Annotated in this window: 11 protein-coding genes; 7 read left to right on the top strand and 4 right to left on the bottom strand. The window is 60.1% G+C overall.

Going from position 1 to position 24716, the window contains the following annotated elements:
- Both QCE63_RS06320 and QCE63_RS06315 read left to right on the top strand, forming a co-directional pair.
- Positions 1–196 (top strand): hypothetical protein (locus QCE63_RS06320; RefSeq protein WP_309831588.1); only part of this gene is annotated, 196 nt, incomplete at its 5' end.
- A gap of 269 nt (positions 197–465) precedes the next feature.
- On the top strand, positions 466–1041 hold the full coding sequence (locus QCE63_RS06315; RefSeq protein ID WP_309807927.1) for a phasin family protein: 576 nt from the start codon (positions 466–468) through the stop codon (positions 1039–1041).
- Between the two features lie 181 nt (positions 1042–1222).
- Here QCE63_RS06315 and lpdA read toward each other — a convergent pair whose 3' ends face one another.
- The 3 genes from lpdA to aceE all read right to left on the bottom strand — a co-directional run bounded on the left by lpdA (position 1223) and on the right by aceE (position 7798).
- Positions 1223–3274 carry a dihydrolipoyl dehydrogenase gene (lpdA, locus tag QCE63_RS06310; protein ID WP_309831586.1) on the bottom strand — a complete coding sequence of 684 codons (2052 nt, stop codon included), beginning with the start codon at positions 3272–3274 and terminating at the stop codon, positions 1223–1225.
- A gap of 114 nt (positions 3275–3388) precedes the next feature.
- Positions 3389–5026 carry a dihydrolipoyllysine-residue acetyltransferase gene (aceF, locus tag QCE63_RS06305; protein ID WP_309831584.1) on the bottom strand — a complete coding sequence of 546 codons (1638 nt, stop codon included), beginning with the start codon at positions 5024–5026 and terminating at the stop codon, positions 3389–3391.
- A 78-nt stretch (positions 5027–5104) separates the two neighbouring features.
- Positions 5105–7798, bottom strand: coding sequence for a pyruvate dehydrogenase (acetyl-transferring), homodimeric type (gene aceE / locus QCE63_RS06300; protein WP_309831582.1), 2694 nt, complete (start codon positions 7796–7798; stop codon positions 5105–5107).
- 278 nt (positions 7799–8076) lie between these two features.
- Here aceE and fixL point away from each other — a divergent pair, with 278 nt between their 5' ends.
- The 4 genes from fixL (at position 8077) to QCE63_RS06280 (ending at position 14045) form a co-directional block, all read left to right on the top strand.
- Entirely contained in the window at positions 8077–10605 is a 2529-nt protein-coding gene (fixL, locus tag QCE63_RS06295) for an oxygen sensor histidine kinase FixL (protein WP_309831580.1), read from the top strand.
- On the top strand, positions 10602–11237 hold the full coding sequence (gene fixJ / locus QCE63_RS06290; RefSeq protein ID WP_086969731.1) for an oxygen response regulator transcription factor FixJ: 636 nt from the start codon (positions 10602–10604) through the stop codon (positions 11235–11237). Before fixL ends, fixJ begins: the two co-directional genes overlap by 4 nt.
- 547 nt (positions 11238–11784) lie before the next feature.
- A complete protein-coding gene (locus QCE63_RS06285; protein ID WP_309833708.1) occupies positions 11785–13104 on the top strand; it encodes a DUF3300 domain-containing protein in 1320 nt (439 codons plus the stop codon).
- Positions 13105–13163: 59 nt separating this feature from the next.
- Positions 13164–14045: a DUF2950 family protein gene (locus tag QCE63_RS06280; protein WP_309831576.1), complete on the top strand. Its 882-nt coding sequence runs from the start codon at positions 13164–13166 to the stop codon at positions 14043–14045.
- Between the two features lie 78 nt (positions 14046–14123).
- Here the strand turns inward: QCE63_RS06280 and QCE63_RS06275 are convergent, their stop codons facing one another.
- On the bottom strand, positions 14124–23432 hold the full coding sequence (locus QCE63_RS06275; protein ID WP_309831574.1) for a cycle-inhibiting factor: 9309 nt from the start codon (positions 23430–23432) through the stop codon (positions 14124–14126).
- Positions 23433–23803: 371 nt separating this feature from the next.
- On the opposite strand from QCE63_RS06275, the gene folD reads away from it, so the two are divergent.
- Positions 23804–24658: a bifunctional methylenetetrahydrofolate dehydrogenase/methenyltetrahydrofolate cyclohydrolase FolD gene (gene folD, locus QCE63_RS06270; protein ID WP_309831571.1), complete on the top strand. Its 855-nt coding sequence runs from the start codon at positions 23804–23806 to the stop codon at positions 24656–24658.
- Positions 24659–24716 lie beyond the last annotated feature (58 nt).

Genomic DNA, 24716 nt, shown 5'->3' with positions numbered 1-24716 from the left:
CCTCTCGCCGCAAACCCTCCTGCCGCAAACCCTCCTGCCGCAAGCCCTCCTGCCGCAAGCCCTCCTGCCGCAAGCCCTCCTGCCGCAAGCCCTCCCGCCGCAAGTCCTCCCGCCTAAACCCGATACGCCGGGCCATCAAAGCGAAACATCAAAACTTCATCGAAGCGTGATTTCATCAGCATTCCGCTCCCGCTGAAACGCCTGCCCGCGCGATCCCAGAGCGGGTGCACAAGGGTTTTAACGGACTTTCCAAGCGCCCGAACGCTACTTGTAAGTCTCTGTTTAAACTGAGTTTTATCCTGTTTGTGCGATGCACAAAAAGAGCTTGACATCGTTCGGGATATCACTAAAATGGCTTTCATGTTGCGACGCACCAATCGCAGTTGCACTGAACCGGCAATCGTTGTCGCCGGATCTACCCAAACCACGACCCGCGTTTGATGGGTCGGCCATCAGGAGCCTGAGATGACACTGTTGACCCCCGAGCAAATCGCCGCTGCCCAGAAAGCCAACTTCGACACGCTGTTCGGTCTGACGAACAAGGCGTTCGAAGGCGTCGAAAAGCTGGTTGAACTGAATCTGCAAGTCGTGAAGTCCACGCTGGCCGAAAGCCAGGAAAACGCGCAACGCGCGCTGTCGGTGAAGGACGCACAGGAACTGCTCGCGCTGCAAGCCAGCCTGACGCAGCCGGTCGCGGAAAAGGTACTGTCGTATGGCCGTCACCTGTATGAAATTGCCTCGGCCACGCAAGCTGAATTCGCCCGCGTCGCGGAAGTGCAATACGAAGAGCAAAACCGCAAGGTGCAAACGCTCGTCGACAACGTCGCGAAGAACGCACCCGCTGGTTCGGAAACGGCTGTCGCCGTGATGAAGTCGGCCATCACCGCCGCCAACACCACGTACGAAACGGTTCACAAGGCAACGAAGCAAGCCGTCGAGATCGCTGAAAGCAACTTCAACGCAGCCGCCACGGCCGCCACGAAGGCCGCTACGCAAGCGACCGAGCAAGCTTCGCGCGTCGCCAAGAAGTCGGTTGCCTGAGTTTGCTGCCGGGCGTCGCCCGGCTGGCTGACGACGCACCAGGAAAACCCGGCCACTGTGCCGGGTTTTTTATTGCTCGCTTGGCGAACATGACGCGGCGCATATGACGCGGCGCATATGAAAAAGGCGCGCTCCTTCACAGGAGCGCGCCTTTTTTGCGCGTGTTGAACGCGAAGAGAACTTACTTCTTGCGTTGCGGCGGCAAGTCCGTGCAGACGCCCTCGTACAGCTCCGCAGCCATCCCGACGGATTCGCCGAGCGTCGGATGCGGATGGATCGTCTTGCCGATATCGGTGGCATCTGCGCCCATCTCGATCGCGAGACACACTTCGCTGATCAGATCGCCCGCATTCAGACCGACAATCCCGCCGCCGATCACCCGATGCGTTTCCTCATCGAAGATCAGCTTGGTGAAGCCTTCGTCGCGGCCATTGGCGATCGCGCGGCCCGAAGCGGCCCACGGGAACACGGCTTTGCCGAACTTGATGCCTTCCGCCTTGCACTGCTCTTCCGTCTTGCCGGCCCAGGCCACTTCCGGATCGGTATAGGCCACCGACGGAATCTGCAGCGCATCGAAGTACGCCTTCTCGCCGTGCGCCGCTTCCGCCGCGACGTGCCCTTCATGCACGGCCTTGTGCGCGAGCATCGGCTGGCCGACCAGGTCGCCGATCGCGAAGATGTGCGGCACGTTGGTGCGCATCTGCTTGTCGACGTTGATGAAGCCGCGCTCCGTCACCGCCACGCCCGCCTTGTCCGCGCCGATCTTGCCGCCGTTCGGGCTACGGCCCACCGCGAGCAGCACGAGGTCGTAGCGTTGCGGCTCGGCTGGCGCCTTCTCGCCCTCGAAGCTCACGTAGATGCCGTCTTCCTTCGCTTCGGCCTTCGTGGTCTTCGTCTTCAGCATGACGTTCGTGAAGCGCTTGGCGTTGAATTTCTCCCAGACCTTCACGAGATCGCGGTCCGCGCCCTGCATCAGGCCGTCGAGCATTTCTACGACGTCGATATCGGCGCCGAGCGTCGAATACACCGTGGCCATTTCCAGGCCGATGATGCCGCCGCCCACCACGAGCATGCGCTTGGGCAGCTGACGCAGTTCGAGCGCGCCGGTCGAGTCGACGACCCGCGGATCATCCGGGAAGAACGGCAGCTTCACGGACTGCGAACCGGCCGCGATGATCGCCTGCTTGAACTTGACGACCTTCTTGCCGTCGGGACCGTTCACTTCCATGTGGTTCGGATCGACGAAGTTGCCGACGCCCGTCACCACCTGGACCTTGCGCGCCTTCGCCATGCCGGCGAGGCCGCCGGTCAGCTTCTTGACGACGCCTTCCTTGAAGCCGCGCAGCTTGTCGAGGTCGACCTTCGGCTCGCCGAAACTGATGCCGTGCGCCGCGAGTTCGGCGGCTTCGTCGATGACGAGCGCCGTGTGCAGCAGCGCCTTCGACGGAATGCAGCCGACGTTCAGGCACACGCCGCCGAGCGTCGAATAACGCTCGACGAGCACGGTCTTCATGCCGAGGTCGGCCGCGCGGAACGCCGCCGAGTAGCCACCGGGACCGGCGCCGAGCACGAGCATGTCGCATTCGACATCGGCGGCGCCGGAATAGGAACCGGCCTGCGGCGCGGGCGCCGAAGGTGCGGCCGGGGCAGCAGCGGGAGCCGCCTTCGAAGGCGCGGGCGCTGCGGCTGCGCCGCCTTCCAGCGTCAGGACCAGCGTGCCTTCCGACACGTTGTCGCCGACCTTGACCTTCACTTCCTTGACCGTCCCCGCAGCGGGCGAAGGCACGTCCATCGTGGCCTTGTCGGATTCGAGCGTGACGAGCGATTGTTCCTTCTCGACCGTGTCGCCCGGCTTCACGTGCACTTCGATGACCGGAATATCCTTGAAGTCGCCGATATCCGGCACCTTCACCTCCTGCACGGCGCCACCGGGAGCCGCAGCCGGAGCGGACGCAGCGGGAGCCGCCGGCGCGGCGGCCGGCGCAGCTGCCGCGCCTTCGGTCTCGATCATCGCGATGACCGTGCCCTGCGACACCTTGTCGCCCTGCTTGACCTTCACTTCCTTGATGGTGCCTGCCGCGTCGGCGGGCACTTCCATCGTGGCCTTGTCGGTTTCGAGCGTGATCACGCCCTGTTCCTTCTCGATGCGGTCGCCGGCCTGAATATGGATTTCGATGACATCGACATCGGAGAAGTCGCCGATGTCGGGTACTTTTAGTTCGACGAGACTCATGGTGTCCCCTAAGAAAAGAGCGGTTGGACCGGACATTGCCGGTCCCCGTCGGCCGGCCGCGTACCCGGACCCGCAGGTCCGGACGCGGCCCCTATCAAACGATCAAAGCAACGATCAAAGAATGACGCGACGGAAATCGCCCAGAATCGCCGACAGATACGCGTTGAAGCGCGCGGCCTCGGCGCCGTCAATGACGCGATGGTCATACGACAGCGACAGCGGCAGCGTGAGGCGCGGCACGAACTGCTTGCCGTCCCACACGGGCTTCATCTGACCGCGCGACAGACCGAGGATCGCGACTTCGGGCGCGTTGATGATCGGCGTGAAGTTCGTTCCGCCGATGCCGCCCAGCGACGAGATCGAGAAGCAGCCGCCCTGCATCTGGTCGGGCTTGAGCTTGCCGTCGCGCGCCGCCTTCGACAGGTCCGCCATTTCCTTCGCGATGTCGACGAGGCCCTTCTTGTCGGCGTCGCGGATCACCGGAACGACAAGGCCGTTCGGCGTATCGGCCGCGAAACCGACGTTGTAGTACTGCTTGAAGACGAGGTTGTCGCCGTCGAGGCTGGCGTTGAAGGTCGGGAACTTCTTCAGCGCGGACACCACCGCCTTGATGACGAACGCCAGCATCGTGAACTTCACGCCGGCCTTCTCGTTCTCCTTGTTGAGCTTCACGCGCAGTTCTTCGAGCTCGGTGATGTCCGCTTCGTCGTTGTTCGTGACGTGCGGAATCATGACCCAGTTGCGGTGCAGGTTCGCGCCCGAGATTTTCTTGATGCGCGACAGCGGCTTCGGATCGACCGGGCCGAACTTCGCGAAATCGACCTTCGGCCACGGCAGCAGACCGAGTTCGCCGCCACCGCCGCCGGCCGGAGCCGCCGCTGCGGGCGCCGCGCCCTGACCCGACATCACGCCCTTCACGAAGCTCGTGATGTCCTGCTGCGTGATGCGGCCCTTCGGACCCGTGCCGCGCACGCGCGCCACGTCGACGCCGAGTTCGCGCGCGAACCTGCGCACCGAAGGCGATGCATGGCTCGACGAACGCGTGCCGTCGCCGGCCGGCATCACGGGCGCCTGCGCCAGCGCGGACGGCGCTTCCTTCGTCGGAGCCGGCTTGGCCGGCGCGTCCGGCGCCGCTTCGGTCTTCGCGGCCGGAGCGGGAGCGGCGGCCGATGCTGCCGGCGCTGCCGATGCACCCGCACCGCCTTCGAGCACGAGGATCAGCGTGCCTTCCGACACGTTGTCGCCGATCTTGACCTTCAGTTCCTTGACGGTGCCCGCAGCAGGCGACGGCACATCCATCGTGGCCTTGTCGGATTCGAGCGTGACGAGCGACTGCTCTTTCTCGACCGTGTCGCCGACCTTGACCGCGATCTCGATGACCGGAATGTCCTTGAAGTCGCCGATGTCCGGCACCTTCACTTCGACCACGCCGCCGCCCGAAGCGGCGGCCGCGGGCGCCGGCGCGGTGGCCGCTTCCTGCTTCGCTTCTTCCTTCTTCGGCGCTTCAGCCGCGCCGCCTTCCAGCACGACGATCAGCGTGCCTTCCGACACGTTGTCGCCGACCTTGACCTTCACTTCCTTCACGGTGCCGGCAGCGGAACTGGGCACGTCCATCGTCGCCTTGTCGGACTCGAGCGTGACGAGCGACTGCTCGGCCTCGACGGTGTCACCCGGCTTGACCAGCACCTCGATCACCGGAATGTCCTTGAAATCGCCGATGTCCGGCACTTTGACTTCGATCGCTTGACTCATTATTAGTGTCTCCTGGTTGCACGCGGCCTCGCTCCGCTTCGGAGAGAGGCCACGTCACAACGCACGGGGGCGATGCCTTTAGACGGTCATCGGGTTGGGTTTGGACGGGTCGAGGTTGTACTTCTTGATCGCCTCGCCGACGACCTTGCGCTCGATCGTGCCTTCGTCGGCGAGCGCGTTGAGCGCCGCCAGCGTGACCCAGTAGCGGTCGACTTCGAAGAAGTGGCGCAGCGCCTCGCGCGTGTCCGAACGGCCGTAGCCGTCGGTGCCGAGCACCACGAACTTCTGCGGCACGAACGCGCGGATCTGGTCCGTCAGCGCCCGGATGTAGTCGGTCGATGCAATCACCGGACCCTTCGCGCCCGTCAGCAGCTTCGTGACGTGCGGCACGCGCTTCTCTTCCGCCGGATGCAGCAGGTTGTAGCGCTCGATGGCCTGGCCTTCGCGGGCCAGTTCGGTGAAGCTCGGCACGCTCCACAGGTCGGCGGACACGCCCCAGTCGTTCTTCAGCAGCTCGGCTGCGGCGATCACTTCATTGAAGATCGTGCCCGCGCCCATCAGCTGGACGTGCGCCTTGGCCGGCGCGTCGGACTTGCTGAACGCGTACATGCCCTTGATGATGTCGGCGGCCACGGCGTCACCTTGCGGAATCGCCGGGTGCTCGTAGTTCTCGTTCATCACCGTGATGTAGTAGTACACGTCTTCCTGATCCGCGACCATGCGGCGCAGGCCGTCCTGCATGATGACCGCGAGTTCGTAGCCGAAGGTCGGGTCGTAGCTCACGCAGTTCGGGACGGACGCCGCCCACAGCAGCGAGTGGCCGTCTTCGTGCTGCAGGCCTTCGCCGTTGAGCGTCGTGCGGCCCGCGGTGCCGCCCAGCAGGAAGCCGCGCGAACGCATGTCGCCCGCGGCCCAGGCCAGGTCGCCGATGCGCTGGAAGCCGAACATCGAATAGAAGATGTAGAACGGGATCATGATCTCGCCGTGCGTCGAGTACGACGTCGCGGCTGCGATCCAGTCACACATGCCCCCTGCTTCGTTGATGCCTTCCTGCAGGATCTGGCCGGTCTCCGATTCCCGGTAGAACATCAGCTGGTCGGAGTCTTCCGGAATGTACTTCTGGCCGTCCTGATTCCAGATGCCGATCTGGCGGAACAGACCTTCCATGCCGAAGGTACGCGACTCGTCCGGGACGATCGGCACAATGCGCTTGCCGATGGCCTTGTCCTTCAACAGGATGTTGAGCACGCGCACGAACGCCATCGTCGTGGAGATTTCGCGGCCAGCGCCCGTGCCCTTGAGCAGCGGCTCGAACGCGCTGAGCGCCGGCACCGGCAGCGATTCCGCCTTCTCGCGGCGCGCCGGCAGATAGCCGCCCAGGTCCATGCGCTTCTGGCGCATGTATTCCAGTTCCTTCGAACCTTCCTCGAACGTGAGGTACGGCACGTCGGCGATCTGTTCGTCGGTCAGCGGCAGGCGGAACTGATCGCGGAATTTCTTCAGCGTGTCGATCGGCAGCTTCTTCTGCTGGTGCGTGATGTTCATCGCCTGGCCGTGCTCGCCCATGCCATAGCCCTTGATGGTCTTGGCGAGAATGACGGTCGGCGCGCCCTTCGTCCTGGTGGCCGCGTCGAAGGCTGCGTAGATCTTGTGCGGATCGTGGCCGCCGCGGTTCAGGTTCCAGATGTCTTCATCGGACCAGTCGGACACCAGCGCCTTCAGTTCCGGCGTGTTGAAGAAGTGCTCGCGCACGAACGCACCCGACTCCGATTTGTAGGTCTGGTATTCGCCATCGACGACGTCCATCATGCGGCGCATCAGCGCGCCCGTCTTGTCGCGTGCGAACAGCGCATCCCAGCGGCTGCCCCAGATCACCTTGATGACGTTCCAGCCGGCGCCGCGGAACTCGCTTTCGAGTTCCTGGATGATCTTGCCGTTGCCGCGCACCGGGCCGTCCAGACGCTGCAGGTTGCAGTTGATGACGAACACGAGGTTGTCGAGACGCTCGCGGCCGGCCATGCCGATCGCGCCGAGCGATTCCGGCTCGTCCGTCTCGCCGTCGCCGAGGAATGCCCAGACCTTGCGTCCTTCGGTCTTCGCGATGCCGCGCGCCGCCATGTACTTCATGAAGCGCGCCTGATAAATGGCCATGATCGGGCCGAGGCCCATCGACACGGTCGGGAACTGCCAGAAGTCCGGCATCAGCCACGGATGCGGATACGACGAGATGCCCTCGCCGCCCACTTCCTGGCGGAAGTTGTTGAGCTGCTTCTCGGTCAGGCGGCCGAGCAGGAACGCGCGCGAGTACACGCCCGGCGACGAGTGGCCCTGCACGAACACGAGGTCGCCGCCGTGGTCTTTCGACGGCGCATGCCAGAAGTGGTTGAAGCCGACGTCATAGAGCGTCGCGGCCGACGCGAACGAGGCGATGTGGCCGCCGACGTTGGTGTCCTTGCCCGCGCGCAGCACCATGGCGATGGCGTTCCAGCGCGTGTACGAGCGAATCCGGTGTTCGACGTCCTGGTCGCCCGGAATCTTCGACTGCGAGGCGACGGGGATCGTGTTGATGTACGGCGTGTTCGCCGAGAACGGCAGATGCTCGCCATGCACGCGAGCGAATTCGATTTGTTTCTCGATCAGGTAATGCGCGCGATCAGGGCCGACCGCGGAAATCACGCCGTCGAGGGCGTCGAGCCATTCGGCGGTTTCCTGGGGATCGTCGTCCTTGGCGTTGGCGACATATTTGAGAACTTCGTCGGGTACAGCGGACATGCTCGTCTCCTGATGTGAGGAACACTCTTGAACCACTGGCGCACGCCCGAAAAAAAGGGGGCCCGGCCGCGTGCCGGCAATTCTAAAGAGGGTCTAGATCAAGATGCAAGGAATTTTTCAAATCATGAGAGCTGATCTCATAATACGAAAAAATGCTGCAATGCACCGTCCGGTAAGGTTTTTTTATCAGAGGTTTCTCCTCCTTTTGCCGCGTTTGCGCGGTCTTACCTGTCTTTTTACGCCAATTAACAATCAGGTGCTGCGTTACAATCGCACGCATGTTGACCGAACGGCTGATCAAACGCTCGGCGAAGGGCGGGCGCAAGCCGTCTGACTCGTCGCCCACCCGCTGGCACCACGGCCCGTGGTGGTCGAACTCCTATTTACTCACGCCGCTCATCTCGATCCTGGTCTTTCTGGTCGTGATGAGTCTGATCCTGTGGAGTCTCAACCGGCGCGAACAGCAACAGCAGGAAGACACGCTGTATCGCAATGTGGCGTGGGCCCAGCAGCAGATCCGCCTGTCGATGACAGGCGCGCAGGAACAGATCCAGGCGCTCGCGCGCGACATCGCCGGCGGTCACGGCGACCCGCAGAACTTCCAGACCGCGTCCACCGACATCATGCAGGGGCATCCCGAGATCCTCTACATGAACTGGTATACCAGCGAGCACAAGCCGCGCTGGCCCAATACGCCGCTGCCCCTGCTCGGTTCCCGCCTGGCCAAGCCCAACGACACGCAGATGGACGAGGCCGTGCAGGCCGCCTTCGACGAAGCCCGCAATACGCGCCGCCAAGTCTACTCGCCGCTGCTGTACGACGATCTCGGCAACGGCTATATCACGCTGCAGACGCCAGTGTTCCGCGACCGCGAGTTCCTCGGCTCCATCGCCGCGGTGTTCTCGATCGAAGGCATCCTGAAGCACGACATTCCGAGCGAACTGTCGGCGAAGTACAAGATCTCCATCACCGATCTGAACAACCGCGAGCTCGCGACCACGTCGAGCCGCCCGCGCCTGCCGCGCGACATGTTCTACGACCTGCCGCTCGATCCGCCGGGTCAGGGCTTGTCGGTGCGCGTCTATTCGTATCCGCAACTCACCAACTTCACCAACAACACGCTGGTGTGGCTCGTCGCCGGGCTGTCGTGCTTCGTGCTGTGGAGCCTGTGGAGTCTGTGGAAGCACACCCGCCAGCGTTTCGAGGCGCAGCAGGCGCTCTACGCCGAGGCCTTCTTCCGCCGCGCGATGGAAAACTCCGTGCTCATCGGGATGCGCGTGCTCGACATGCACGGCCGCATCACGCACGTGAACCCCGCGTTCTGCCGCATGACGGGCTGGGACGAAAGCGATCTGGTCGGCAAGAACGCGCCGTTCCCCTACTGGCCGCGCGACGCCTATCCGGAAATGCAGCGCCAGCTCGACATGACCCTGCGCGGCAAGGCGCCCTCGTCCGGCTTCGAGCTGCGCGTGCGCCGCAAGGACGGCTCGTTCTTTCACGCGCGCCTCTACGTCTCGCCGCTGATCGACAGCTCGGGGCGCCAGACCGGCTGGATGTCGTCGATGACCGACATCACCGAACCGAAGCGCGCCCGCGAGGAACTCGCCGCCGCGCACGAACGCTTCACCACGGTGCTCGAAAGCCTCGACGCCGCCGTCTCCGTGCTCGCCGCCGACGAAGCCGAACTGCTGTTTGCGAACCGCTATTACCGGCATCTGTTCGGCATTCGGCCGGACGGCCATCTGGAGCTCGCCGGCGCCGCGTTCGACGGCACCTCGCAGAGTTCGTCGGACACCATCGACATGGTCGATACCTTCGCCGGCCTGCCCGCCACCGCGCTCACCGAAAGTTCGGCGGACGCGCAGGAAGTCTACGTCGAGGGCATCCAGAAATGGTTCGAGGTGCGCCGCCAGTACATCCAGTGGGTCGACGGCCATCTCGCGCAGATGCAGATCGCAACAGACATCACGCAGCGCAAGCAGGCGCAGGAACTCGCGCACCAGCAAGAGGAAAAACTCCAGTTCACGAGCCGCCTGATGACGATGGGCGAAATGGCGTCCTCGCTCGCCCATGAACTGAACCAGCCGCTCGCCGCCATCAACAATTACTGCTCGGGTTGCGTCGCGTTGGTCAAATCCGGCCGCATGACGCAGGAAACGCTGTTGCCGGCGCTCGAAAAAACCGCCCAGCAGGCGGTGCGCGCAGGCATGATCATCAAGCGCATCCGCGAGTTCGTGAAGCGCTCGGAACCGAAACGCCAGGCTGCGCGCGTGGCGGATATCGTCGCGGACGCGGTGGGTCTCGCCGAGATCGAGGCGCGCAAGCGCAAGATCCGCATCGTCACGGAAATCCGCTCGCGCATGCCGGTGATCTACGTGGATCCGGTTTTGATCGAACAAGTGTTGGTGAACCTGTTGAAAAACGCAGCGGAAGCGATGCATGATGCGAAACCACATGCCATCGATCCGGTGATCCGCGTCATCGTGCAGCGCATGGACGGCGGCTTTGTCTGCATCAGCGTGGTCGATCAGGGCCCGGGCGTGGACGAAGCCACCGCCGAGCGCCTGTTCGAACCGTTTTACAGCACCAAGTCCGACGGTATGGGCATGGGGCTGAACATCTGCCGTTCGATCATCGAATCGCATCGCGGCAGACTTTGGGTGGTCAACAACGTCGAGGCGGACGGTCACGTGACCGGCGCGACCTTTCACTGCAGCCTGCCGATCGGCCAGGTGGACGGTTCGGCCACGGACGGCTCCGCCGACGATGAACATACGAGACAACAAACCGTTACGGGAGAACTATGAGCACAGTCACCACTCAGGAAACCGTCTTCGTCGTGGATGATGACGAAGCGGTGCGCGATTCCTTGCGCTGGCTGCTCGAGGCAAACGGCTATCGCGTGCAGTGCTTTTCGAGCGCCGAGTCCTTCCTCGACGTGTACCTGCCAGTCGCCCATTCCGGCGCGATCTCATGCCTGATCCTCGACGTGCGGATGGCCGGCATGACGGGGCTCGAGTTGCAGGAAAAGCTGATCGCCGAGAACTCGCTGCTGCCGATCATTTTCGTGACAGGTCACGGCGACGTGCCGATGGCCGTCTCGACCATGAAAAAAGGCGCGATGGATTTCATCGAGAAGCCTTTCGACGAAGCCGAACTGCGCAAGCTGGTCGAGCGCATGCTCGAGAAGGCGCGCAATGAGAGCACCAGCGTGCAGCAGCAGCGCGCCGCCGCCGAGCGGCTGGGCAAGCTGACGGCGCGCGAGCATCAGGTGCTGGAACGCATCATCGCCGGTCGGCTCAACAAGCAGATCGCCGACGATCTCGGCATCAGCATCAAGACCGTCGAGGCGCATCGCGCGAACATCATGGAGAAGCTCTCCGTGAATACGGTCGCCGACCTGCTGCGCCTCGCGCTCTCCAACAAGCCGCAGCAGTAAGCGCCCTCCTGCTCCACGCGCGGCCGGCATCGAGATGCCGGCCGCGTTGCCATGGTGCGTCGGTTCCGGCGCCTCCACGCTCCCTTTTTCTCCGGTCCGAATTACGTTGTTCGTAACAGTGAAACGTGATATTTCCTCAATCACGTTGACACACCTTGGGGCCCGACCGTAACGTCTGCGGGCCTTAACTACCGGACAACGTCATGCGCGACAAGACGTCTCTCGCGTCCTGGCTCGACCAGCAAACGTTTGGCATTGCAGCCGACTGGCTCGATGCCGAGCGCCTCCCCTTTCCCTTTCTCTCACCTGCCCAGCGCAGCAGGCATGGGCGCGCTGCGTCCGGCCCGACGCGTCGCACACGCGCGGCGGTCATCGCGCACCGGAGGACCTGATCGTGGAACGCAATCCTTCCCCTCCGCCAGCGAAAGGCTCGCCATCGCGCAAGCGCACAGTGCGCATCGTGGCGCTGAGTGCGGCGCTGGTCGCCGTGCCCGTCGCGGTCCAGTATCTGCATCCGTACTACGCGCAGGCTCAGGTGCCGGCTCAGATGGCTCCACAGCCCGCCGCGGCAAACCCCACGCAGAAGCTCTCCAACCAGCAGCTCGACGCATTGACCGCACCGGTGGCGCTCTATCCCGATGCGCTGCTCGCCCAGGTGCTGATGGCGTCGACCTATCCCGCGCAAGTAACTGACGCCGATGCGTGGGCGAAGGCCAACACGAACCTCAAGGGCGACGACGCCGTCCGCGCCGTGCAGTCGCAGCCATGGGATCCGAGCGTGCAATCGCTCGTGGCGTTCCCGCAGGCGCTGGCGACCCTGGCGTCCAAGATCGACTGGACCACGCAGCTCGGCAATGCGTTCATCGCGCAGCCCAGCGACGTGATGGACTCCGTGCAGCGTCTGCGGCGCGCGGCGCAAGGCGCCGGCAACCTGAAGAGCAACGAGCAGCAGACCGTCAAGGTCCAGCAGGCGCCGAGCACCACCAGCACGACCAGCACGACCAAAATCGAAATCGTGCCGGCCAATCCGCAAGTGGTCTACGTGCCGACCTATAACCCGACGGTCGTCTACGGTGCGTGGCCCTATCCGGCCTATCCACCGGTCTATGTGCCTCCGCCGCCCGGCTACGCCATCGCGACCGGCTTCGTATCGGGGCTCGCCTTCGGCGCGGGCATCGCGGTCGCCAACTCGCTGTGGGGCAACTGCGACTGGAATCGCGGCGACGTCAACGTCAACGTGAACCGCTACAACAACATCAACGTGAACAACCGCATCAATGCGAACAGCAACAACGTGCGCTGGAATCGCGACGATCCGCAGTTCAACCGCAACAACCTCGGCGGCCGGCAAAACGGCTTCAATAACGCCAACCTCGGCGCGAATTCCGGCCAGTTCCGCGGCCGCGAGGACGCCCGCGCGCAAGCCGCGCAGACGTTGCAGCAGCGCACCGGGCAGAACCTCAATCAGACAGCCAGCCAGCGCGCGCAGAGCATTCGCCAGGGCGGCGGTCAGAACGCGCTCAACCGCAGCGACCTTCAGCAGCGCGCGCAAAGCGTCAACCGCGACAATGCGCTGCGCGGCGCGGGCGACGGCAATGCTGCGCGGCAGGACGTCCAGCGCGGGCAGGCAAGCCGGCAGTCGTACGCGAACCGGACGCAAAGCCGGCCCGGCGCGAACGGCGGCGGCGTGCAGCGCCCGAGTAATGGTCCTGGAGGCGGCGGCATGCAACGCCAGGGCGGCGGTCTCGGCGGCGGCGGTGGCGGGATTCAGCACGAAGGCGGCGGGCTGGGTGGCGGCGGCGGCATACAACATCCAGGCGGCTTCGGCGGCGGCGGATTACATGGCGGCGGCTTCCATCGCCGTTGATGACCCCATCCATGCCTACACGCCGCGCACGCGACGAACGCCCGATCAAGGAGCCTGAAATGACCCCTAACCACACTCTCGCCTTCTCGAAAAAAGCCGTGCTTGGCGCGATACTCGCCGCGTCGTTCGCCTCATTCGCATTCAGCGCGACGACGGCGCACGCTCAAGCCGCCTCGCAAGCGGTCTATCCAAGCACCGAGGCCGCGGCCCAGGCGCTCACTGACGCCATCGCGAGCAATGACGAACGCGCGCTCTCGAAAGTCCTCGGCAAGGACCATGCGCACTACGTTCCCACCGACAGCATCGGCGAACAGGATATCTACGCCTATCTCGGCGCGTGGGCGCAGCAGCATCGCATCGTCGACGACCCGCAGCCGCTCGACGGCCGCCCCGCCGCCCACATCGAAGTCGGCACCAGCGGCTGGACGCTGCCGATCCCGCTCGTGAAGGTGGCGAACGGCTGGCGCTTCGACATGCCCGCCGCGCGCGATGAAGTGCTGACGCGGCGCATCGGCCGCAATGAACGTTCGGCGATGCAGGTTGCGCTCGCCTATGTCGCCGCGCAGAAGGAGTTCCACGACCAGCAAGGACGCTACGCGGACCGCTTCGTCAGCACGCCGGGCAAGCACGACGGCCTGTACTGGGCAACGGCGCCGGGCGAACCGGAAAGCCCGCTCGGCCCGCTCGCCGCGGAGATGCCCAACAAACCGAGCGCGGCAGACGGCTACTACGGCTACCACTACCGCATCCTGACGGCTCAAGGCGGTGGCACGGGACTGATCGCTACTCCGGCCCGATATGGACAGACCGGGGTGATGAGTTTCCTCGTGAAGCAGGACGGGCAGCTCTTCGAAAAGGACCTCGGAGCGAAGTCGGCCGAGCTTGCCTCGAAGGTCTCGCTTGCCGGTCCCGGTGCATCCTGGCGGCCGGTCGCGCGGTAAGGGAGCCGCGATCATTGGCACTGGTCTGGACTGCACAGGCGGCCCAGACCTCGCCGAAAGCTGGGCCGCTGATCAGGGTCAGAAATCGTCATCGATCCAAACGCTCCTGTCTTTTATCACTTGCCATTCCTTCTTCATGCTGAACAGCTTATAGAATGCCGTTTCTGCGCTGACGGCTGAAGGGTTGACCAGAAACAGTGCGTGCGATTCGCTATACATCACGCGGTAGAAACGATGCCCTTCTTGAATATACAGGGGCGTACTTCCTAGCGGCTTGATGAACGCCTCCGGATTCTCGCTGGTGTAGCAATCGAGCCATTCCTTTCTGCTGATAAGTCTTCCGCCTTTTGGCAATTGCTCGCCAGTAGACCACGCTTGATCGATCTTGTTGGACGCTTCATTACCGACCGTTTCCGCCTGCTTGGGCGCCAGGAACTGCAGATTCCGAACCAGATTCCCTGGGTTGAATTGTTGCACGCTGAAGCTCGCCGGCTTACCCGTCCTGATTTCCAACTTTTTCAGGCGATACGGGTTCGATTCCGAAAGCGTTCTGGAAATCAAAAGAATATCTTCCGGACTTAAGTCCGGCCCTTGAATATTCATCAATCGATCGATGTCCTCAATCGTCACTTTTCTCAGCGCGCTGCCGCTACCTATCCAATCGTCAATACGCAGTTCAGGCAAAACGCCGTCACCCAGATCCGATTGCAGAATAACGCCCGCCGGCTTTTCGTCGACGAGCAGATCAGGAGGAAACACGAATATGAACTTGTACCCAAGGTTGCCTATATTGATCACGAAGACGTGATCTTTTCCTGCGGGCAGGCTTTTGACTTTCTGTAGGAATTCGCTTGAATCGAATTGCTCGATTGCGCCCCTTCCAACTGGCACCACCGGAAAAAAGCTTTCAGCTGCCCATTTCAGGAAATTATTGGCAAATGCTCCGCACACAGGCCGCTTTATATTGATCTCTCGCAGACTCACGTCCGGTTTGAGAGATCCTCCAAGTGCAACGCCCTCGCGATACGAAGAAACCAGGATATCATCCAGCTTTCTCTCAGTCGCGCGTGCTTCGTAAGCATCGTGATACAGCAGCTGCGAAGCCACTGGATCATTGGAAAGTTTCTCGATCATTTCGAGCGATGTAAGATAGCTCTCGCGAATTTCAGATCTCGGTCCTTTGCTGGCCGGGGGCACGGTAATCTTGAACGGAATGTTCGAATACCAGCCAGGCGCGGTCAGTCGCGAACCATGCTCGAGCGTGGGCCGACGATCGCTGCGAATCGCTTGTCCAGCCGACTTTGCCCGCGAAAGGTTCGGGAAATCATTAAAGACGATCAATTCATCGCCTTTCTTTCGTTTAGCTCCGTTCCGGTATCTTCTTGCCCAACTATCCTCGTATTCGATAATGGGTTCGTCCAGTTTGAACCTGCCGCTGAATTGCTGCGCGGTATAATCCACCGCCACCTTGATGGGTGCAGAAGGATCAGCGTGATTAGGAAATTCGAGGATAACCACAAAATGATTCGCCTGCAGTTTAAAATCCTCGACGTGTACCGGCCTCGATCCCATCTGCATGTACCGAAACGTAATTGAACTGTCGCTCGCCAGCATGAGTATTACATCCCTTAAAGCCAGTTCGTCGGGCCCCTTTAGCTGCTCGAGGATCGATGAAAACCCATCTTTGTAAAGCTTCAAGAAGCGTTCGGCTGCAACTTCGCATTTCGAATCCGGCCGGTCACGATAATCGCGCAACTCAGGGTCTTTCTCGCCGATCAAGCTCAATGCCTTCATGACTTTTCTTCGTGTCTCGATGTCGAAGCGCCCCGCGGCGAAAGTGGCGACCGGCTCTATGGAATCTTCCATCTGGATGGCTTCTCCAGTCACAGACTTCGCCCATACCTTTGTCGAACTGTCGTCCGGATCAAGCGTAATATTGAACGTGACGCCGCCATCTTTTCTACTCACTCTCTCAAGAGCAACCACCCGGAACAGGTCTCCCGGCAAACTGAAAGCGGGGCCGTCACCTGGGAATGTCCGGAGATTGGCGAAATTGGCGTGATTCAGCATATAGCGAATCTCCACCTTGCCCCGCACCGGCAATGAGCTTGCCCGCGAGTTTGCAAAGTCCATTATTCCATGATTTTGCAACAGGTCGCCAACTGCGATGTCTGGTTCATATCCGGCAGGAAAAGTGTACGTTTTGAAACCGTTTTTGTGGGGCGATTGAATTGACTTGCTGCCCTGCAACACGCCTAGCACGCGCTTGATGTAGTTTTCCGTCGACATCCCATTCAGGAGCGCGAGGGTCTGTTCGGATCGACCGCTCAAATTGACAAAGTCGAATGCGCCGACGCCATAGATGAAGTTACGCGAGATCAGTTCGTTGTCATATTGACGAGCCGCCACATGCGCGACAAGCGCAGGCTCAGCTTCCTTTGTAAACGACGACGACGTCCAGACTCGTGATGCGGGGTGGACCGCAAACTCCGGATCTTGCTTGGCGGGCGAGGCGAACCTTTCACCACTCGTGCTGATGTTGTCGAATTCATCTTTCGATATCCTTTCGAACCTGAGCGATTTCGCTCTGGAGCGCAATTCACCGTCCGTAACTTCAAAAACTACCCGCTTTGCCTTGCTGTTCCGGCTCGACGCGTAAATCGCATCCGCGACCAGCTTGCTCGCAACGCCTCGCAAAGCGAAAGGCTGAATTTTCCTGAAAAAATCGAGACCTTTCGACGTTTGATAATGCAACAAGAATGACGGATGCTCTCGAATGGCCACGAATGGATGAACAACAAGTGCGTTGTTCACTATTACGTTCTTCCCGGCAGGCTGGCTCAGAATGGCGAAACCGAACAGGTTCTCCTTTGCAGCGTCCAAGGACGCAGGAGAACGTGTGCCCACGGCATAAATTTCCAGGTCCGGCAACTTCGCTTCAAGCGAATGTGCGAGGACATCGAGGTTGAATATCTCTTGATCCGCCAATTGAAAGACTTCCCGGCCAATTTCCCCTTCGAAGCTCTCGGCGTGTCTTTTAATATCCTGATAAACCTCTTTGAAGTCCTGAAGCATCCTCGATGCTTCGTTCAGGTCGGTGAACAGATCAAAAGATGGAAGGCGCCTGACGATGATATCTTCTCTGTCAGCCAAGCTTCCATCAGGCTGTATTTCCTGCACCCGAGGTTGAAGGTTCAACTCAAGCAATAACTGTATTTTCACCGCATACCGCTCGACGCTCGAAGCCGGGGATGCCGCAATCCGATTCTCTTCTGAGCCTGTGGCGCCCGTTTTCGATGTGGAAGCGCCGAATTGCTCCGGAGGCGACGCGTTCGCGTAGCTGGAGATACGGTCGTTCAGCTGCTGTACCCGGTAAGCCCGAGATTCAAACCAGGACTGCGGCCGAATGCCAGAATTGAGCACGTCGCGCCACGGGAAATTTTTTTCCGCGCGGCTCTGGTCAAGCTGGTCGGTCAGATAACGTGTCAGCTTCGGATTGAAGGATTGGACTTCGTAGCTTTCACCCGCACGCTTCCAGAACGCGCCCTCGAAAAATTTTCTACCGGCGCTCTTCTCAGTCAAGACCCTCGAGAAGCTTCCGACGGGAGCATCTTCTTCATACGTCAACACCAGGTCTGCACCACGGCTTGCCCAGTCCTTGACGCTCGAAAAGACGATCGGTTTGACTGCCGGTTGACCAGGCACGACGAAATCAGCGCCATTCCTCAAGGTGACATGCAGCGCCGCCGAACATGACGGTGCTTGCATTGCCTTTGCGTCGTAGGCCAGACGAACCACTGTGGTGACGCGTACTGCATGGGGTTGAATCTGATCACGAAGATCGTCGAGCTTCTTGATGAAATCCGACGGCGCGCGATCGTTCAGGTAACCCTCCACCATTGCGTCGATCTCGTCGATGCTTTGCTCGACACGCAAGTTGATTTCAGCGCTCTTCTCAATGGGCTCGATGCCGGTTTTCAGCCTCGCTGACTCACCGAATTCGAGTGCCGTCGCATCGATGGATATCACCTGTGCGTCAGCGCTCTGCAACAGTTCCTCGATCGAACTGCTAAAGGTCTTGGTCCAATCCTGACTGTCCACCTTCGCGAGAACCGATGTTGTGCCTTCGCTTTCCCTTCGCGCTTCCTCGAACCACGACTGTTCCGCAAGGCAGAAAGGTTCGCGGATCGATACACCCGCCCAGCCCGCCATGAATACACGACCATTCTGGCGGATTCGAAACAGAAGCATTCGTCTCGTTGCTCTTCCCACCTTCGTCGACAGTATCAGTGGCTCGACCACGACTTCATTCGCGCCGAACTTGTCTTTCATTGCGTTCGTGACCACGTCGATCGAAGCCTTCGGAGAGTTCGCAAGCTTCACATCACGCATGACGTCGACCATCATCGCCATCTCGTCAGCATAGAAAACAGCGCCTTGTTCCGCTACACCGGCCAGCGCCTTGATGCGTTCTCTGGAACGCTCTCGAACCTGAGAGGTGGACGTGCGTACCTTGACAACCTCGTTAATCCTGAGCGCGGTCATCCGGCAGTCGATTCGGGTGTTGACGTACTGACCGGATTGCGCGTCAAACGACGAACCGGCCCTCAACAGGACCTGCTGCCAGGCCGGAGCGTCAGACGTCGCGGTCATCCAGTCGAACTGCCTTCCATTCCAGCGATTTCCGAAGATCAGATTCGATTCGGTCAGCCGCATCGACGCGATGAGCTGATGCGGCGACGGTTCGTGCATTGACGGGTTCAACGCTTGACTCGGATGTTGGGTGTTCCACGCGCCCAATATCGCCTCCGCATAGTTCAGACTCCATGGTTCGATGTCGAAACGACTGAAATAAAAGATCTCAAGACGACGGCCGTCCTCCGATATTCCCGTCAAGAGAAGCTGTCGCCCGCCGATCCGCGCGTCGAGCACGATTGAGTCGGCCACGTCCAGCCTCGACAAGTCAACCGTTGCATGAACGAAGCCGTCTTCTGCGGGATCGAACTTCAACACGGTTGTGGTGAGCAAAGCGTTTGAATCGTCCGATTGACCGATTGCGTCCGTCCCATCGAGGACCTGTAAAAGCTTTCCTCCGCGCTCTGTGCTCTGTTCAAGCCAGGCAGGTTGGCTTTCCATTTCCGGCAGCCCCGCGTCCGCCAGGCTCACACTGAAATCCGATACAGCGTTCAAGGACTCAGTCCACGACCCTGCAAGAATGACTTCGCCAGGACCATCGCCGCCACGTAATCTGAGCGCAGACGCGCCCAGCGGCGTTACCTCGTATTCATGGAGCGTCAACTCGGGCGCGTCCCATGGCATCGGCCACTCCTTGACGAACTTCACGTAACCAGTTTTCGCCAGTTGCGCCGTGAAGGGTGATGGCGCGCCGCTGCGAGAAACGGGTTCGAAGAATCGGAAAGATCTTGCTGCCTGGTATATCCTTCGCCCCAAACTGACCAATCCATAGATTTGCAATGGAATCGCCAAGGGCCCTAACGGAGGCATCAGCAAGCCAATCACGATGCCGTTCGAGAGTTGCTGTCCGGCGTTGATCAAGCCATCCGTCACAATCGGTACGGCTTCTTCCCCAAAGCGCACAGCAATCTGACCTATCGCCTCCTTGGCAAAGTAGCCCTCGAGGATGCTGCGATATCCCCACTTCGCTGCGACTCCGAGCGCCTTTCCGGCCTCCACTGCCGGATCACCCACCAGAAGAACAAGGTTGATGACCTCCTCGGTAATCCGAACGGCGTCGGGACGGTAGTAACGATCCTCGCTCAAACGGACCCCAAGGTCATAGAAGGGAAGCGCGCCATTGATCGCGGTGTACCAATATTTAGCCCGCATCGACTCTTTCAGATTGGTGACGAAGATGTGCAACTGCTCTATTGCAAGGGTATCGAGTTGCTGGATGACCTGAGTCCCGGTTTTCTCTGTGCTGATCTCCAGATCGGCAATATCCTTGTTCCATTCAATGTGAGACACCTTGAACAACTGCTCGATACAATCAGCCACTTGTTTTTTTTCCGGTGTTCGAACACCGAACCAGTCCAGGAATTCATATTTCTCCTTCCTTTCGAAGAACTGTGCGAAAAGCGCCTTACTACATTGCGTTCCGTTCCGGCTCACTACTCTCGCCTCCGGAATTGTGTTATCTGTCTCGATGATCATGTAGCTGTCGTTTGACAGACTGGACCAATAGAGAGTCTTGGTCTTTTTGTCATACGATCCTCGTCCGAACGCTCTCGTACTCCTCTGACTCATCACAATATTGACTCGGTAAGTCACACTGGACGGATCGTGGATCCAGAACGGTGATGCATTGATGCTGTCGAACCGCGTCACGGTCAGCGCCCTGGACGCACCTACCAAATATCGGTCGAGCCAGCCATTGAATTGCTCGTAGTATTCCTTACGCTTTACCGGCCCTTTTCCGACGTCCTCCTCCTTTTTGAATTGCTTAAGTGCTTTCAGTCCCTCAAGAGCATGATGGTTCATCCTTTGTAGGTAATCCGATTTGCCAAGCGCCTTGGTGAATTCGTCGACCAGTCTTTCCGGTTGAATCGACATATCCAGCGCCTGGGACCACCCACCTCCATTCAACTGCGCATAAAACATGGCCTGTGCGAAATCCTGGACCTGCTTGTAGATCTTGTCGCCAAGAAAATCAGCCTGCAGAAGCACCATCTCTTTAGGGGCACGCTGGAAGACCGGAAGCAGTTGAGGCATCGTTCGTGCAATTGCATATCTGACGCCATAGACCTGCGCTTCGTAAAGGTCATATTCGGGGTTGACAGGGCGAATTCCCGGCGCATCCTCAAGCACCTGATTCATCACCCTGAAGTACTCGAGCGTGCGCCTCTCGAACGACGGAAGAATATACAGGGCAATCTGCGCGATCTGCCTGGCGTCCGTTTCACGATGTCCGCTTTCAGTGGTCAGCTCCGACCGGAGCGAATTAAAAATCCGCTCGATTTCGGCTATATCGATCCGCCGCGCCGTCAAGTTACTATAAATGTGCTGCGCATCCTTTTTGAATCGGCTGGTCAGAAGGAAGATCGCCGCGGATATGGGATGGCCTGGTTTCAATACTCCAGACCAGTGTGCCAGCGCGGCATCGGGATCGGGCACGAACAGTTCGGCCGGAATCGTCGGTTCCGGCAAGCGAATGCTGTAATACTGCTTTGACAATGAAGCCGACTCGCACAGCGTCAGATAAGCTCGCCCGGCAACAAGCAGTTTCGCGATTTCGCCCCGTACCTCGGACTCATCGCGATTCACCAATCTGGCGGGACTCAACATGGATTCGATCGGCTTTCCAAAAGTCTCCCGAGCAATGCGCACCGGATCGCCGCTGCAAGCCGGATCGTCTAGATGGAGTTGTTCGGCCTCCCTTATGCCGGCATATGACAATTCAAGGTCTTGATCGATGCGCAGGTCGGCCGGGGTCTCGAGCGCTTGCCAGAACTCCTCCGGATCGAGGTCCAACAAAACCCGCTGTACGAACTCCTGCTTCTCCGGTGCCCGAGAAAAATTCGGAAGAATAGCGCTGACATTCAAAATCCTCGCTTGTGGAATGATGGCGTCTTCGCTTTGAAGCGGAGAAGGAGAATAGAGGGAGGGAGGAAGGGGTGGAACGAGCGCATCAGTCAAATCACGCTTTGTTCTGTTTGTCGGCGCGTCTTCGATACCTTCCGATTCGACGAGCACACCGGCTTCGATCAACCCCATTGCGAGAAGCTCGCTGTGAATGATCTCGCCTGTCTCGTTCGCGAACCGATCAAAGACAGCGTCGTCTTCAAGCATGCTTGCTAATTCTTCTGCGCTTTCGTGCTCCCGTGCCTCATTGACTGCTGACACGCGCCTATTGCGCCTCGCGGTGTCGACAAAATAGTTGATCGCCAACCCGAGGTAACCTATCGCCACCCCGGCAGCAATCAAGCCCCCGACAATAAAAGAATAGCGACCCAGGTTTCGACGAACGGGCAAGCCATCGAGGGGGAGGTCAATCTGCAATTGTTCCCGCCCGGCCAGGAGTGGCACAGCGGCCGCGGCCATCACGGCCGCGCTCGACGCGAGGTTACTGGGTGCCGGCGATCCAACCGGCTTGTCAAATGGATCCGAAGCCGCAGCATCGCGTTCCGCCTCAGCGAATGCCAGAGGGTCAATGCGCCTGGAATGCGGTTCGATGCTTTCCTGGCACACGTCCACAAACTCCAGCAGTTCACTGTCCCATAGACCTGCCTCATGCAGTGCGCCGCACATGTCGTCGAGCACATCCTCCGGAAAGCGTGCAATAACAGCAGATGTGAGTGACTCAGGCCTCGACGCTCCGCTCTTCAGGAGTTTCTTGAAACCAAGACTGACAAAATACTGTTTTTCCGTCAGGCCAAAGGACTTTGGTTGCGCAACAGGCACGGTGAAGGGAGCGATCAGAAGCTGCATCATCGATCTTGAATAAAGATTATGCAGTGCATGGATGCGCGCTTGCAGCGCTCTGAAGCCGCTTCGCCATTTGACATTTTCCAGCGATGAATGCTTCGCCAGGTAACGATATGCCAATGACCAGCCAAGCATAAACGTCGTGAACTGGAGAATATCAGGCTCAGGATCATCGGACCGCTGGAAAGTGAATCGCTGAATTAGCTGATCGGATATCACATTGCCGATGAGAGGCAGGAGCGCATCCAGACGATTGCCATTCGCCGCTTGCCTGACGAGATGAAGCCCATGTGACAAATATCGGTAACTTCTCAGATTTCCAGCAAGAAACACCGGGGCGTCAGTGCCAAACACGATGGCGGAGTTGGCAATCAGCCAATGTTCCGCAAACGTCTTGAGGCGTTGCCCCGTCCATTCGAAGGTGAGCATGGGCAGGATGTTGGCCGCGAGCTTTGGATCGTCGCGCAGTTTGACGAAAAGCTCCACCGTCTCCTGTTTTACTTTTCGGCAATCCTCGGAAAATTTTTTCGCTTCATCCTCGATTATCATGTCGAGGCCTCGCTCCATCACTCCGGCACACTGCGAGTTTCCGGTGCACAAATACGTCAGAATCGCAAAATCCGTGGTGACGAAAGGCTTCAGTGCCGAGTATGAGCCGGACGGAGAAACCAGCAATGACACCAAGCGTCTGGACAGGTTTTGAGTCATTCCTGCCATATTGAATGCATTGGATTTCATCCATGACGCGGAACGTGAAGCCAGACCCGGGGCGGTGTTTTTATTTAAGCCCGAGACTTTGCCCGCCGGAACCGCGCCCATCAATGGCTCGTCTTCATCCAACTCCTCTTCGTCGACGTCAGCAACATTGAACGTGATCGTTTGAGAAACTGAAGATCGGGTTTTTCTGGATGTGCTGGTTTCGCCCGAGAGCGTCATTCTCGTCATTGCTTTACTCCGGAGATCATTGGCGTGTCACAAACAAGAGGAAAAACGAAGATCATTGACAGCCTTAAAATCCGGATGCTCGCCCAATGACTCCAGGCGCGCATGCGCTAGGGCTGTTCTTTAATAATCGCTGTCAATACACTATCAGACTCGTGATCGTCTGAAATAACCGAATGAGCGCAAAGACCGACGGAAACAAAACATTTCAAATCACTGCTGAAAGCGCATTAAAAATCGCAAGAATTCAGCGCTCCGTTACCCGCCCCATCGAGGCACGGTATACTTCGGCCTGAAAGGCGGCGCCGCATCCGCCACCCGGCCCGACTCGATTCTTCGCACTGCCCCCTCGCTCAACTCCACACCGATTCACCATGACCGCCCAACTCATCGACGGCAACGCCCTCTCCAAGACCCTTCGCGCCGAAGTCGCCCGGCGCGCCGCCGCCCTCTCCGCCCGCGGCCACCAGCCGGGCCTCGCCGTCGTGCTGGTCGGCGACAATCCCGCGAGCGAGGTCTATGTGCGCAACAAGGTGAAGGCGTGCCACGACAACGGCCTGCATTCGGTGATGGACCGCTTCCCCGCCACGCTCACCGAAGCCGAACTGCTCGCGCACATCGCCAAACTCAATGCCGATGCAGCCATCCACGGCATCCTCGTGCAACTGCCGCTGCCGTCGCATATCGACAGCCACAAGGTCATCGAAGCGATTGCCCCGGAAAAGGACGTCGACGGCTTCCACGTCGCGAACGCGGGCGCGTTGATGACTGGCAAGCCGCTGTTCCGACCGTGCACGCCCTACGGCGTGATGAAGATGTTTGAGGCACATGGCATCGACCTGACGGGCGCGAACGCGGTCGTGATCGGCCGTTCGAACATCGTCGGCAAGCCAATGGCCCTGCTGCTGCTCGAAGCGGGCGCCACCGTCACCATTTGTCACAGCAAGACGCGCGATCTCGCCAGGCACACGCGCGAGGCCGACGTGATCGTCGCCGCGGTCGGCCGTCGCAATATCCTGACCGCCGACATGGTGAAACCGGGCGCGACGGTGATCGACGTCGGCATGAACCGCAATGACGAAGGCAAGCTGTGCGGCGACGTCGATTTCGCCCAGGTTAAGGAAGTGGCGGGCTACATCACGCCGGTGCCGGGCGGCGTCGGCCCGATGACCATCACGATGCTGCTCGTCAACACCATCGAAGCAGCGGAACGCGCGGCGCGAGGTTGAAACCGGGTTTGAAACAATCGCGCATCCTGAAAAAACTATCGATTGGAATTTGCGCCGC

The sequence above is a fragment of the Caballeronia sp. LZ065 genome, from assembly GCF_031450975.1.
Classification (GTDB): domain Bacteria; phylum Pseudomonadota; class Gammaproteobacteria; order Burkholderiales; family Burkholderiaceae; genus Caballeronia.
Note: the sequence above shows the minus strand (reverse complement) of the source record. Positions and strands in the feature narration are given on the sequence as shown.

Coding starts and splice junctions, on each gene's coding strand:
- fixJ (WP_086969731.1), top strand. CDS start 10,602: ATGAGCACAGTCACCACTCAGGAAACCGTCTTCGTCGTGGATGATGAC.
- fixL (WP_309831580.1), top strand. CDS start 8,077: ATGTTGACCGAACGGCTGATCAAACGCTCGGCGAAGGGCGGGCGCAAG.
- QCE63_RS06275 (WP_309831574.1), bottom strand. CDS start 23,432: ATGACGAGAATGACGCTCTCGGGCGAAACCAGCACATCCAGAAAAACC.
- folD (WP_309831571.1), top strand. CDS start 23,804: ATGACCGCCCAACTCATCGACGGCAACGCCCTCTCCAAGACCCTTCGC.
- aceE (WP_309831582.1), bottom strand. CDS start 7,798: ATGTCCGCTGTACCCGACGAAGTTCTCAAATATGTCGCCAACGCCAAG.
- lpdA (WP_309831586.1), bottom strand. CDS start 3,274: ATGAGTCTCGTCGAACTAAAAGTACCCGACATCGGCGACTTCTCCGAT.
- aceF (WP_309831584.1), bottom strand. CDS start 5,026: ATGAGTCAAGCGATCGAAGTCAAAGTGCCGGACATCGGCGATTTCAAG.
- QCE63_RS06280 (WP_309831576.1), top strand. CDS start 13,164: ATGACCCCTAACCACACTCTCGCCTTCTCGAAAAAAGCCGTGCTTGGC.
- QCE63_RS06285 (WP_309833708.1), top strand. CDS start 11,785: ATGGCTCCACAGCCCGCCGCGGCAAACCCCACGCAGAAGCTCTCCAAC.
- QCE63_RS06315 (WP_309807927.1), top strand. CDS start 466: ATGACACTGTTGACCCCCGAGCAAATCGCCGCTGCCCAGAAAGCCAAC.